The following is a 12,857-nucleotide window of genomic DNA, read 5'->3' as shown; positions in this document are numbered from 1 at the left end:
ACTCACCACCGGACCGCTCCCGTTTCGCTGTCGCGGATTGCGATTTCGAAACCGAGGGCTTGGAAGACATCCATGAACTTGGACGTTTCCACCGACGCTTTACCGGATTCGAGATCGATGACGAAAGTGCGTGAGACGCTGGCTCGCCGGGCCAACTCTGCTTGGGACCAAGCTCGTTCTTCACGCAGCTCACGGACAAGGGGTCCTGCCTCGCGGACTGTGCGCATTAGTTGCTCCTGTCGCCGTACGGCAACTTCTACTTATGTCGCCGTACGCCGACTTTAGCATTTGCTGCCGTACGGCGACAGGTCTCTTTCGAGCTGAGTTAATGCTTAGAGTTCGCCCTTGAACGCGCGGCTCTGGAGCGACGCGAAGAGTGCGTCCAGTTCCGCCAAGTGCTTGCGGTGGGTCTCCTTCAAACGTTCGACGGCGGCAACTCGGGTCGCGAAGGTCTGCTGCAGTTCGAGGGGCGGTACGGTGACAGGGAGTCGACGTAGCCGATCTAGGGTGATCTCCTTGAAGGTAGCGCCTTTGACGCTTCTTTGTATCCACCGCTGGCTGGGCTCTGCGCGTAGGTACTCCAACAGATATGAGCTGATTACGTCCGGCCCTGGGGCAATTCTCGCCGTGCCCTGAGTTAGGTTGGCGCCATCCAAGGCAGGAGGTACCAGAGCAACCGTGCCTACTGTGGCCCGAATGCTCATTACGATGTCGCCTGCGGAGACTCTTGAACGCTCAAATTTGGCGGCAATTGCCGGGTCCGTTCGCCGAAGTTTTTCAGCAGCGATACGCCCATCGGACAAGTCGCCCGTGCGAATGTAGGGTATGCCCCCAGAAAACTCCTCACCCGCTTGAACGATTCCGTAAGTCACTATTGTTCCAGGTGCGACGACGTCGGCAAGTTCAACGGACGACCTCTGGTGTTGGGTTTCCTCAAACATTGAGTGGAAGATCGACTGAGTCAGCGTGTCGAGGTGCGCGATGGTTTGGCGGCGGTTCGCGCGGAGCTCGTCGGCCTTATCCAATATCGCCGCAATTCGCCGCTGCTCTCGCACTGGCGGATATGGAACCTCCATATCCAGGAAGATCGGATTGGGGAGTGACCTTCTTCTCGCCGTTGAGCCTTGAAGTTTTGCTTTGTAGAATTCGATGGCAAGTGGTGATTTGAGGAACCGCTCGAGGTAGGCAGGATCCGTTGCTGATCTGTTTTTGAGGTTCCACACTGCGTAGGCAGGGCTAACGATTCCCGCAGGAACAGTTCGTTGGAATGCCAGAACAGCTTCGTCAATGGGAAATCCAACGACGAGTTGGTCCTTCTGAACAACCTTGTACTGCGACAAGTCCGCTCCCGCGACTCGTTTCTTGAACTTCTCACCTTGTGGGATGAGTCCTTGACGCATTGTCATGGAGAGAAGAGGGTAGGCTTCGGTGCCAGCTCGGCCGACCTTTGCAGCTTCAATCAGTTGCCCAAGCTTCACTTCAGCAGCTCCCGCAGGTCATTCATGCCCTCGGTGATCTCAGCCTCGAGTTCGTCGAGCGCCGCCAGGATTTCCTCGGGCGCAGCATGCTCGATCTCTTCGTACTCGACCTCCTTGTACCGGTTCAGAGAAAGGTCGTAGTCGTTCGCCTCGATCTCAGAAAGTGGAACACAGAACGACTGGTCCGTGCGCGCCCGCTCAAGTTCCGCCGTCGTGCGCTGATTCCAACGAGAGAGGACGTCCTCAAGGTCGGAAGAGCCGAGCGGCGTGCGCTTATCATCGAGGCTGAAGCCGTCGGACTTTACGTCGTAGAACCAGACGTTGTCCGTGCCGCCGGAGTTGGTTTTTGTGAAGAAGAGGATGGCGGTGGAGACGCCGGCGTAGGGCTTGAATACGCCGGATGGGAGTTTGACCACGGCGTCGAGCTTGTGCCCCTCGACCAGTGTTCTGCGGAGGGACTTGTGCGCGCCGCTGGAGCCGAACAGAACGCCGTCGGGAACGATCACTGCAGCTCTTCCGCCGGGCTTAAGCAGCTTGATGAACAGTGCCAGAAAGAGGAGTTCGGTCTTCTTCGTCTTGACGACGCTCAGCAACTCCTTCGACACATTCTCGTAGTCCAAGCTGCCGGCGAACGGCGGATTAGCGAGGATGACGTGGTACTTCTCTTCCTCGATGGAATGCAGGTCGGCAAGTGAATCGCGGTAGGAGACGTCCGGGTTCTCCACTCCGTGGAGGAGCATGTTCATAGAACCGATGCGAAGCATGGTGGAGTCGAAGTCGAAGCCATGGAACTGCTCGTGATGGAAGAACTTACTGGTCTCGTCATTGGTGAGGAGATTGCTGTTGTTCTTACGGAGGTATTCGCCGGCCTGAACCAGGAAGCCGCAGGTGCCAGCGGCCGGATCACAGATGGCTTCGAGCGGCTGGGGTGCTGTCATCGCGACCATGAGGTCGATGATGTGCCGTGGGGTTCGGAACTGTCCGTTGGTACCCGCCGATGCCAGCTTAGACAACATGTACTCGTAGAGATCGCCCTTGGTGTCGCGGCCCTCCATGTTGATGGAGTCGATGACATCCACCACCTGCTTCAAGACACCCGCGTTCGGAATCTTGAACTGCGCATCCTTCATGTGGTGGCTATAAGTGGAGTCTTCGCCGTTGGACTGCTTGGTCAGCTCAGTTCGGAGGAACGGGAAGATGTTCTGCTGGAAGACCGTGAACATCTCAATCTGACCAAAGTCCTTGAACTTCGACCAGCGGAGGTCCGAATAGGGGCGGCCCTGGGGGTCAACACCCTCGGGGAACACTGCGTTCTCGATCGGCTCGCCTAAGATGTTGGCCTGCTTCTCCGCCCGAGTCTGGTTCTCGTCCAGGCGCTTGAGGAACAGAAGGTACGTGATCTGCTCGATGACTTCCAGCGGGTTCGAGATACCGCCGCTCCAGAACGTATTCCAGACTTTGTCTACTTGGGACTTGATTTCACCTGTGATCACTCATGCGAGTTTAGTGCGTTTTCTGAGGCGCTGAGCCCGACGACAGCGAAGGCCTGGCACCGCCGGATCGGGCGGTGCCAGGCCTGGCTTACGGGTTTGTCAGCAGGGACGCCAAGACTTGCCGCCGGGAGCGTAGCAGCGTGGTCCCGTGTATCCCGGGTAGGGATTCGATTGGGCCGGTGGAGCCGCCGGCACGTAGTTTTGGGCTGGCGGAACGTACTGCTGGGCAGGAGGCACATAGGGTGCCGGGAGGTTGCGTATCCGCTCTGCCTCGGCAGCTGCTGCGGCTGCCCGCGCCTGTTCTGCTGCGGCGGCCTCATCGGCAGCCTTCTTTGCTGCTGCCTCTGCTTCCGCGGCGGCCTTTCGTTCTGCCTCCGCTCGCGCGGCAGCGGCCATCCGTTCCTCTTCGGCCTTCTTCTCGGCCGCTGCGAGTGTCTTTTCCTGATCCTTGAGCTGGTTGTGCGCAGACTCAGCCTTGGTTATTACAGCCGTCAGGGCGGTCAACTTTGTGGCTGATTCGCTCGCAGAGTAGGCGGCCCAGAGGATCGAGTTTTCTGTGTCCCTCGCCGCGGACAGCAAGTCCTTGGCTGATTTGGCGGCAAGAATCGCAGTTGCCAGTCCAGTAGCGGATGCTCCCGCTCCGGCCGACGTCGTTGCTGGCGCCGCACTTTGGGCCGCTGTCAGTGCTTCGTTGGCAGCTGCCAGTTGCGCAGGGAGGGTGCACTCGATGTCCTCTGCGAAGAGCCCGGACTTGGCAGTACGCGCTTCCTCAAAGGCAGCTTCGACCGGCGGCAGGAACTTACGGTTTTCGCCTACGACCATCGGAACTCCAAGGCCGCGACGGGCGATCTCGGCGTTGACCAGCTGATTCTTGGCATTGAAGACACCGGCCAAGGTGCGTCCGTATTTGTCATGGCGTTCGACGTCGAACTCCAACCGGACTTTGCTGCCCACCGGAAGTACCTCCTCCAGATGCTTCGAGGCTTCTGGGCCCAGGCATTCGGTGGGTTTGTTCGGGTCCTTGGTCTCCGGCGTGTTGATATTCAGCAGCCGGATCGTCTGATCGTTGTTGTTGATGGAAACCACCACCGTGTCCCCGTCAACTACCCTGACGACAGTGCCAGAGTCGGCGTTCGCAGCGGCCGCAGCAATCAGCGAGCCGGTAACGACGGCTACAGCGGCTGTTGCTCCAATAATTAGTTTCCGCATGATGTCGGGCCTCCCAAGGGGAGGTGCAATGGATGATGGCTGTGGGGCAGCCTGGGTTGGGCGCGCAAATAGTCCCCCAATTATGCGAATGAAGTGATGAGTTGGCTGCTCAGCAGCCGAGATCACTTTAAGCTACAACTCGCCATCCGCCGGTTTAGCATGGCCTGCGGAGATATTGTGACCCCTGCTTGTCACAATGGACCATGCTCTTCACCAAAAAGTCCCTCACCGCCGATGGCTTCACCGGGTTCAGGCCGCTCGACGAACTCGATCCCATGCGGATTCCCCAGGGACCCGGCATCGTTGTGGTGCTCCGCCCAGCGGATTTTGAGCCTGCATTCCTTAGCAAGAGCACTGCAGGGACATTCAAGAAGAAGGACCCCTCCCTCAAACGGGAAGCGCTGGAAGCCGAGTGGCTCCCGGAAGCTTCCGTGCTCTACGTGGGCAAAGCCAGCGCCGGCAGCCAGGGCAACCGAGGGCTTCGCAAACAGATCCAGGAGTTCATGGACTACGGCCGTGGGCGTCCGACCGTCGTGTGGGATGCCCGACTCATCTGGCAGTTGCGGGACGCCCTCGACCTGGTGATCGCCTGGAAGGAACTCCCCGCGTCCGAGGTCAACGCGGCCGAAGCCGCCTATCACGCTGATTTTGTGGCCACTTTTGGCCGGCTTCCGTTTGCCAACCTTGTCCAGGCGCGTGCCCGGAAATAGGGGTTAACGTTCGACGGCGGACGGTCGGCTGGCGTTGTCGACCTCCCGCGCGCCTTGGATCCGGCGCATAATGTGATCCATGACGGCCAGTGACCCCGCTCGTGGCAAACCGGAAGGGCTTCGCATCACCGTAGAGGTGCCGGTTCTCAGCCTCGGCGCCGGCCTTGCCGACTACGGGGGACTCGGACGCTACGTCGACTCGCTCCGTAAACCGTCGGGACTCCATATGACACTCCTGCACGTCGGGATTCTGAACCACCTTCTGGCGGACATCGAGTCGTGGACCAAAGGGCGCTCGACGCCGGAGTACGTTCTTCCCGAAATTGTGAGCTGGCTGACCGAGCTGCCGGTTCTGGAAGGATTCCTGGGCAAGTCCAGCCGGTTAGTTCCACTGGGCGGTGGGCGGTTGATGGGCCTTGAGGTGGACGTTCCCCAAGAGGTCCACGACTACCAGGCCCTCTTGGTTCAGGGGCTCCACGTTCTTCTGGACGATCTTGGGCTCGACAATATCGACGATTTCATCTTGGGCTCACCGGCCCTTGGCTACAGATCCCCGCGGTGGCTGCCCCATATCGCCATCGGTAAAGCAAAATCCCGGCACGAAGACCCTATTGAAATCGCGCCCGTGGCCATCGGGTTTGGTGATTCCCGGATCCGGAACAGGGAGGCGCTGCCCTCGGCACAATGAATTGTTGTTGGGAGTTGACGCACGGGAAGTTCTACAGCCCGTAGAATATTATGCGTCTCCCGTTTTCTACCTGAGGACTCCCATGCAGCCGCGCACCCTGTTTCGTACCGTCGCCTTTGCCGAGGCCGTAACGTGGACGCTGTTGCTGATTGGGCTCTTCCTTAAGTACGTCACCCGCACCACGGACGTGGGCGTGAGCATCGCTGGCGGCATCCATGGATTCGTGTTCCTTTGCTATGCCGCCACGGCTGCCTTCACCTGGATCAACCAAAAATGGTCCACACGCACTGGCCTGCTTGCGATCCTCTCGGCAGTCATTCCTTATGCCACTGTCCCCATGGAGAAGTCGCTGGACCGTCGCGGTCTCCTTGCCGGAGGCTGGCGTTTGGTCGCTGGGGGAGAGGACCCGCGCGGTGGTTTGGAAAAGACCCAGGCTTGGGTATTGAGGAATCCGATCCTCGCTGTGCTGGTGACGCTCGTGGCCGTGGGAGTGGTCTTTAGCTTCCTGCTCTTCATGGGCCCTCCCGGTACCTGGTTCTCCTGACCTTTCATCGGCCAAAGCGATGAAATCCGGTGTCGTCCCTGGAGGGCCGGACGCAAACGTTGGACGAGGCCCCGTCGGCAGGCTCCGACGCCGACGGCGGGACACAGTCCCGGCATGCGCTCAAAAGAAGCACACTTGCCAATGCCACAATGGCCGACTTCACGCGGGCAGAGGCTGAAAACCGGGCAACGAATTGTCGTTTCATCGCAGGTACTTCTCCCTAGGGATTAATTGGCATGGGCGGTCTATGGGCTGATCGGGAGTTGAAGATTTTGGGCGTGACGGCATCGGGTGCCCGCCCAGTCCGTAGTGCTGTCCTGCTACTTGGCCGTTTGTGGGCAGCCCCATGATGTGGGGTTTTGGTCGCAGGTGTCGGCGACGAGGGCTTTTTCTGTTTTCCAGACGTGGATGGTTGTTGGTGGTGTGGTGGGGGTGAGGGTTCCGTTGCGGGGTAGGGGTGGGCCGTTGTTGACGGAGTAGGTTCCGGTGTAGGTGGTGGTGAGTGTGGTGGGGTAGTTCCCGGTTTGGGTGTAGGTGTGGCTGTTGCGGGTGTTGGTGGTGAGCCATTGGGTTTGGGGGATGGGGTATCCGGCTTGGGGTGTGGGGCCGAGGGTGGTGCCGTCGCCGTAGTTGTAGGTGTAGTTGGTTGGTGTTGCGGTGAGGTGGACGTTTTGGCCGAGGATGGTGAGGTCGAAGGTTTGTTGTTTGGGTGTGGTGTAGAAGTTGGTGGGTCCGCCTTTGAGGGTGTTGGGGAAGGGTTGGGCTTGGAGGGTTCCTGGGTTGATGGGTAGTTGGCGGAAGTCGTTGAGGATCCGGGCGGCGATGTTGGCCAGGACGTCCTCGGGTTTGGTGTCGTAGAGGCAGGTGGGTCCGCTGACTGTGGGGTAGTCGGTCCAGACCGGGTTGGTGATTGATTTCGGGGCTTGTCGCCAGATCACTGGTGTGCCTGGTTCGCTGTCGGGTGTTTTCGGTGGGCAGTCCAGGGTGAGGCAGCCTTTGTCCGGGGTGTCTGTACCACCGGAGCGGCAGTGGACATCGGCCATGTACTGGTTCGGGTCCTCGGTGCCCGGAGCCGTGCCGGTGAGGCTGGGCGCCAGCTGTCCTGTTACTGGATCAAGGCTCCATACAGCTCCGAAGTCGACAGTCTTCGCCTGTCTGTTAGCGCTGCCCCAGGTATCAGACGTCTCAGTTGACCGCGCATGTGGGGTCGCGCCCATTATGGTTAGGGCCACAGTGAGAGCTCCCAATAGGAATCGGGATTTGTCAGCGGATAACACCCGTATCCACCAACTTCCAAGCCGATTGATAGGACGCAACAAACACGAAGGCATCGTTTGTCGCTTTGTCTGCCGGGCGGCCCATGGTTCCGTCTGCGTTGTAGTAGGAGATTTCGTCCTGTAGAAGTTGGACCTTGGCCAGATGGGAAGTTTCCGTTGGGTCCCATTGCATCTCAATCGTCGGTATGCGAACTCGACCACCAACCATCCAACGACCATCTCTGTAGCTGTCCAGCGGTGCGCGATTCAAACTCGTGCAAACACCGCAGGCAGGATCGCTCAAGGCCTCAAGTTCGGTGATGTCTCCGGTCTCACTCGCGTAATTTGCGACCGCGTAGTAATACCCAATAAACGCCTCCAACCCCGCCTTCGAGTTCTCCTTCGCCAACTCCGGCATCACCGGTACAGGCACATTCTGGGCCTTGCCTTTCGCATCAGCCGGCTTGTAGGCAGCGGAAGAACTCGAAGTAGCCGAAGCAGCCGGCATGGTCGCGCTCGAGGCGGGTGGCGCCGTCGTCGTGGTAATGGCGGAGGGTGGTTCGCTGGGAGTTGGGCCGCCCTGGCAGCCGCCCAGCAGCAACACAAGGACGATGCCCACGACGAAAGTCCGGGCATTCGAAGACGAAAAAGTAGCACGTGAAACGCGAGACATGACAGGCTCCCCAGCAGCTGTTCGGCGGTGTGCCGGTCAGTCTAGGCCGGGGCAGGTGAAGGTTTCATGTCAGAAAATGCGGCCTGTGGAAAACCGCCACAAGAGCTATCCCCGCAGCTTCTCCATGTCCCGGCGGTCCTTCTTCGTGGGCCGGCCAGCGCCGCGATCGCGCTGGGGCAGTCCGAGCTTGGGGGCCACCGGCCGAGGGGGCGTGTGGTCTGTGAAGCAGTGCGAGGCAGCTTCGGCTCCGACACGCTTGGCGATGAGCCGCCGCACCTCAAGGATCCGTTCCCATCCGGATTCACGCACGCGGATGGTGTCGCCGATGATCACGCTTTGCGAAGCTTTTACCGGGTTTCCGTTGATCCGGATGTGCCCGGCGCGGCAGGCGGCAGTAGCGGCGGACCGGGTCTTGTAGGCGCGGATCGCCCATAGCCAGGCGTCGACGCGGACGTTCGCTGGGGATGACGACGGGATGCTCATCCATGAATTGTCCCCGATGACAGGGATCTGTGCACGGCGGACAAGCGTCCTGGGGGCCTACATGGGCCCACGATCGATATGACTTGCAGCAATTCAATAACTCATATAGCTGGACAATGAATCCTGCATGGAAGGGCTCGGCGCCAAATTCCAATGCAAGGAGATATTGCCGCGACGCTTAATATGCAATCCCGCAGGATCACCGGTTTTGGCTCAACCCGTGTGTTAGCGTGTTTCCCGTACTGATCAGTACATATAGCTGGAGGTCAATAGTCTTTGATCGAACGGAATAAGTAATTGACAAGAGCTATGAGAATTTCCCTGCTTTCTTCAGTGCGGCAGCAGTCGGCAGCAAGCTGAGCTGATGTCACAACAGGTCAATTCAACGGAGGATACGGCGGCGTCGGGCGCGGCCTCCCACACCGTCCTTTCGCAGCGGACGTTCGCCTCCTTGGCTGGGACCATGTTCGCAGTCGATCTCCTGAGCGCGGGAAATGGGGCCATTGACCTCGCCTTCGTGGCACCGTTTGGGGCGCTCATGGTGGCCGGCATCGGCCTGGGCGATCTGGTTACCGCACTGTTTATGGCCTTCTTTGCGGGCATCATTGACGTCTTTGCAGTGAAATTGGCTCGTGCCGAGGGACGGAACGAGGCCAGCGAGCTATTGCCCAAATTGTTTGCGGCCCTGCTTCTGGTTGCTGCCGTTTGGACTGCTGCCGGTCTGCTGGTCAGCCGGATTGTTCCGCTGATATTCGATGTTGTCGGGTCTGAGCCCGCTGTGGCTGGCATTGCAACCGACTACTTGACGGTGCGAATGATTGGCATTCCGTTTACGTTGGCCCTGGCAGCCGTCTCGATCACCCTCCGCGTCGTGGGACGCCAGCGGGCTTCAATACTTCTCATCGCCACAGTGTTTGTGCTGAACGCGGCCTTCAACGCCGCTCTGGTTTATGGCCCGCTGAAAGTAATGGCAGCTAATCCGGTGATGGCGGTGGCCATTGCGACGGTGATCGCCCAAGTTCTGACTGCAGCTTGCGGTTTTGTCATTCTCGTTCGGCATTTCTCCCGATCCCGAGGTGAGCGCGCCGCGGGTGCTGAGCAACAGCGGATCCTTCCATTGACCCGGGAGATGTTCACGACGAGCCTTGGCGTCGGACTAAGGCAGATGAATAACTACGCCGCAGCCGTGGTGCCCTTCATGCTGATCAGCCGTTTGGACGTAGGCACTGTCGCCGCTGCAGCGGTGGCGACGAGAATCTGGACCCTCTACTGCCGGGTACCGCAAGCGACCCTTGGCGCCGTCGGCGTCTTTGTCGGATACTCCCGGGGCCGCAGCCAGCAGGATGCCCACGCCGTAGTGCAACGTTCGCGCAAGTATGTTGTCTGGCCGAGTTTCATCGCCGCTGCAGTCGTGGCAGTGGCCGTCCCGGTCCTTGCCAAGGTTTTGGGCGGTGACCAGGTTGACGTCGGACTGGTCTGGACCTTGACTGCCGCGTATCTCATCGCGGTTCCCGCCTACGTCGTAGAAAATCTGTGCGGCGAGATCCTGACGGTGGAACAACGGGCTGCATGGCTTTCCGTGCCATCAACGGTCGTCACGTACCTGGTAACCATTCCGCTCGCCGTCGTCGGGATCCTGGTCTGGGAATCGGCGCTGGTGGCCGTTGCGTCCGCAGCTGCCGCATCGCTTCTGCTGGCCCTGACGTACAGCATGCGGACCCGGCAGCTCGGGTACCGGCTCATCGGAGGGTCCTGAACTACCGCACCGTCACCTCTACGCGCTGCGCCATGTTGTTCCCGATGCCCTGGTAATTCCACACCTGTTCCGTGGGTTGCAGCGCACCCGACGCATCCATCGCCCGGCACCGCAGTACGTGCTCTCCCGGGCTCGCGACCCACACCATGGACCACGAACGCCACGCAAAATCACCCAGCGCCGGTTCCAAGTGCGCGGGCATCCATTCGCCGTCGATCCCCACTTCGACCCGCTCCACTTCGCCGTGACCGGACCATGCTCGCCCATGCAGCATCACTGGACCGGCGTCCACTACGCGGCGACGCGTGAAGAAATCGGGAATGCCGGGAGGAATCATCAGGGAGCGCACACGGATATGCGTCACAGGCAGGCCCGGCCCGTCGGGTCCCTGCAGGTAGTGATACGCGACCGCCTGCTGGAATCCCATGAACCGCGATGTCACAGCTTCGATCGACGTCAACCACTTCACGCTCGCCATGCCGTACCAGCCGGGCACCAGCAACCTCAACGGATACCCGTGCTGTAGCGGCAAGGGATTTCCGTTCATGGCATACACCAGCATGACTTCGGGATGCATCGCCTCAGCGATCCAAAGGCTGCGCGCGTATGGCTCTTCGACCCCGTTTTGGATGCCGCTGTCGGCACCGGTAAAGACAAGTTCGACGGCGTCACTCGCCAAACTCGCTTCCTCCAACAGGGGTGCCAAGGGAGTTCCCGTCCACTCCGCGGTGCCCACTGCTCCCAGGCCCCAAGGCTGGCTTAGCGGACGCGGCTGCAGGAGCGAGCGCCCATTTCCGGCGCACTCCAAGGTGACAGGCATGGTGACGGAGGGCCTGGCTTTGATGTCATCCAGGCTCAACTCAAGGCCGCGTTGGAAAGAACCGCCCAACCGCAAGCGCCAGTTCTCTGCGGACACATGGGGGATGTCGAAGTGGATGAGCAAGTAATGAAGGCCGGCGGGTGTGATGTCGTCGTGCAGGGCCTCCAACGGCATGGAGTGGTTCCGTCCGGAAAGCTGCAGTTCTTCATGGGTCAGCGGACCGTCGGTGGGCTGCCCGGAAGTGGGCTGCCCTGAAGTGGGCTGCTCGGAAGTGGGGGCTTTTTGCTTGACGTGGTGATCGGACATGGGACGGCGGCGTTCTACTGGAAGCTAAACGCTGCGGAGTGCCGCAGCACCTAGGACAAGGATCACGCCGCGGGCAGAACTCCGTCAATAGCCCGTTGCGGGGCCCGCTGAACAGGGAAAATCACCCCAACACCCTGCAGGGCGGGCCCCACAACGGGAGGTGGCTACCGGCGTCGTAGTTCCGGGTATTCGAGGTGCGGCGCGACGGTGCCGGCATCGCGTTCCAGGAAGTTGACGGCGGGGGCCACGATGTCGTCGATTTCATCCAAAACGGACTCGCTCAGGACCACGTCCGCTGCCTTGAGGTAGTCGGTCAGGTGGTCCTCGGTGCGTGGCCCGATGATCACACTGGTCACGGCAGGGTGGTTCAGTGCAAAGGCAACAGCGAGTTGGATCAGGGTCAATCCATGCCTTGCCGCCAGTTGGGCCAAAGCATCGGCGGCGTGCAGCTTGCCCTGGTTGAATGGAGCATTCACGTCGAACCGGCCGGGGAGAGCGGAGAATCGCGAGCTTTCCGGCTGTCCGGAGCCCACGCGGTAACCGCCGGCCAGCCACCCGCCGTCGAGCGGGCCGTAACTCAAAACCCCGACGCCGTATTGCTGGGTGATGGGGAAGACGTCGCGTTCGTTGGCGCGGACCAACAGAGAGTACGGAACCTGGTCGACCACCGGCGGCGTCAGGTGGTTGGTGTTGGCGATCCACTGGGCCTCAACAAGCTGCGCCGGGCTGAACACGGAGGTGCCGTAGTACAGGATCTTGCCCTGCCGGATGAGGTCGTTGAGAGCGGTGATTGTCTCAAGGAGGTCGGTGTTGTAATCCGGCCGATGCGCCTGGTAAAGGTCGATGCGGTCCGTATTCAGGCGCCGCAGGCTGTCCTCCACAGCCCGGACTATCCACCGCCGGGAATTGCCGGCGTGCGCAGGGTTGGATCCCATTTGGCCGTGGAACTTCGTGGCAAGGAAAACGTCGTCGCGCCGGCTGTGGATAGCTTGGCCCACAACTGTCTCGGCTTCTCCCTGCGAGTAGATGTCGGCTGTGTCGACGCTGGTGATGCCGGCGTCAAGGGCGGCCTTGATGATGCGGATGCTCTCGGCCGGACCCGTAGGTGCGGCGCCGGTGCCGAAGTTCAGGGTGCCCAAGGTGAGGGGGCTGATCAGGGCGCCAGTGCGCCCAAGCGTACGTAGCTCGTTGAGGCTCATGGTGGCTTCCTGTGGAGGGGTAGTGCTGGGATGTTCAATCGAGGCTACACACGGCCGTCGATGGCATAAACGCAAGCGGTAGAACTTCTTCGCTTTTCGTCTTGCGGAGTAATGGAAGGGGCCATATTCCGCGACATTTCTTGACACACGGCAACACAAATGTCTTTCGGATCAACAAATATTGCCGTTCTCCTGCACAGGTGAATTATGGGAAGGGAACTCAAGCAACGCACGAAGGGGAC

General features: G+C 60.2%; 13 protein-coding genes. 4 read left to right on the top strand and 9 right to left on the bottom strand.

Annotated features, from left to right (window positions below):
• Positions 1-2: 2 nt before the first annotated feature.
• The 4 genes from LRQ04_RS14755 to LRQ04_RS14740 all read right to left on the bottom strand — a co-directional run bounded on the left by LRQ04_RS14755 (position 3) and on the right by LRQ04_RS14740 (position 4,180).
• Complete coding sequence (locus LRQ04_RS14755; protein WP_167510528.1) at positions 3-227, bottom strand: helix-turn-helix domain-containing protein; 225 nt, start codon at positions 225-227, stop codon at positions 3-5.
• Positions 228-332: 105 nt separating this feature from the next.
• The gene (locus LRQ04_RS20705) at positions 333-1,478 is read right to left on the bottom strand and encodes a restriction endonuclease subunit S (RefSeq protein ID WP_235520979.1); all 1,146 of its coding nucleotides are present in this window, start codon (positions 1,476-1,478) and stop codon (positions 333-335) included.
• On the bottom strand, positions 1,475-2,971 hold the full coding sequence (locus LRQ04_RS14745; RefSeq protein WP_235520978.1) for a class I SAM-dependent DNA methyltransferase: 1,497 nt from the start codon (positions 2,969-2,971) through the stop codon (positions 1,475-1,477). Before LRQ04_RS14745 ends, LRQ04_RS20705 begins: the two co-directional genes overlap by 4 nt.
• Before the next feature lie 99 nt (positions 2,972-3,070).
• Positions 3,071-4,180, bottom strand: a complete 1,110-nt coding sequence (locus tag LRQ04_RS14740) for a thermonuclease family protein (protein ID WP_235520976.1) — start codon at positions 4,178-4,180, stop codon at positions 3,071-3,073.
• A 203-nt stretch (positions 4,181-4,383) separates the two neighbouring features.
• Here LRQ04_RS14740 and LRQ04_RS14735 point away from each other — a divergent pair, with 203 nt between their 5' ends.
• The 3 genes from LRQ04_RS14735 (at position 4,384) to LRQ04_RS14725 (ending at position 6,122) form a co-directional block, all read left to right on the top strand.
• Positions 4,384-4,890 carry a hypothetical protein gene (locus LRQ04_RS14735; protein WP_235520975.1) on the top strand — a complete coding sequence of 169 codons (507 nt, stop codon included), beginning with the start codon at positions 4,384-4,386 and terminating at the stop codon, positions 4,888-4,890.
• 79 nt (positions 4,891-4,969) lie between these two features.
• A complete protein-coding gene (locus LRQ04_RS14730) occupies positions 4,970-5,578 on the top strand; it encodes a hypothetical protein (protein WP_235520973.1) in 609 nt (202 codons plus the stop codon).
• An 82-nt stretch (positions 5,579-5,660) separates the two neighbouring features.
• Positions 5,661-6,122, top strand: coding sequence for a DUF3817 domain-containing protein (locus LRQ04_RS14725; RefSeq protein ID WP_235520971.1), 462 nt, complete (start codon positions 5,661-5,663; stop codon positions 6,120-6,122).
• Between the two features lie 320 nt (positions 6,123-6,442).
• Here the strand turns inward: LRQ04_RS14725 and LRQ04_RS14720 are convergent, their stop codons facing one another.
• The 3 genes from LRQ04_RS14720 to LRQ04_RS14710 form a co-directional block, all read right to left on the bottom strand.
• Positions 6,443-7,354 (bottom strand): hypothetical protein, encoded by a 912-nt coding sequence (locus tag LRQ04_RS14720; RefSeq protein WP_235520969.1) that lies wholly within the window; start codon positions 7,352-7,354, stop codon positions 6,443-6,445.
• Between the two features lie 31 nt (positions 7,355-7,385).
• Complete coding sequence (locus tag LRQ04_RS14715) at positions 7,386-7,997, bottom strand: DUF6318 family protein (protein ID WP_235520968.1); 612 nt, start codon at positions 7,995-7,997, stop codon at positions 7,386-7,388.
• Between the two features lie 159 nt (positions 7,998-8,156).
• Positions 8,157-8,534, bottom strand: a complete 378-nt coding sequence (locus tag LRQ04_RS14710; RefSeq protein ID WP_018779945.1) for an RNA-binding S4 domain-containing protein — start codon at positions 8,532-8,534, stop codon at positions 8,157-8,159.
• Between the two features lie 364 nt (positions 8,535-8,898).
• On the opposite strand from LRQ04_RS14710, the gene LRQ04_RS14705 reads away from it, so the two are divergent.
• Positions 8,899-10,290 (top strand): MATE family efflux transporter, encoded by a 1,392-nt coding sequence (locus tag LRQ04_RS14705; RefSeq protein ID WP_235520966.1) that lies wholly within the window; start codon positions 8,899-8,901, stop codon positions 10,288-10,290.
• Between the two features lies 1 nt (position 10,291).
• Here LRQ04_RS14705 and LRQ04_RS14700 read toward each other — a convergent pair whose 3' ends face one another.
• Positions 10,292-11,416, bottom strand: a complete 1,125-nt coding sequence (locus LRQ04_RS14700; protein WP_235520964.1) for a sulfite oxidase — start codon at positions 11,414-11,416, stop codon at positions 10,292-10,294.
• Between the two features lie 164 nt (positions 11,417-11,580).
• A complete protein-coding gene (locus LRQ04_RS14695; RefSeq protein WP_235520962.1) occupies positions 11,581-12,615 on the bottom strand; it encodes an aldo/keto reductase in 1,035 nt (344 codons plus the stop codon).
• Positions 12,616-12,857 lie beyond the last annotated feature (242 nt).

The sequence above is a fragment of the Paenarthrobacter sp. AR 02 genome (genome assembly GCF_021538675.1).
Classification (GTDB): domain Bacteria; phylum Actinomycetota; class Actinomycetes; order Actinomycetales; family Micrococcaceae; genus Arthrobacter.
This window is presented reverse-complemented; position numbering and strand designations above follow the sequence as displayed.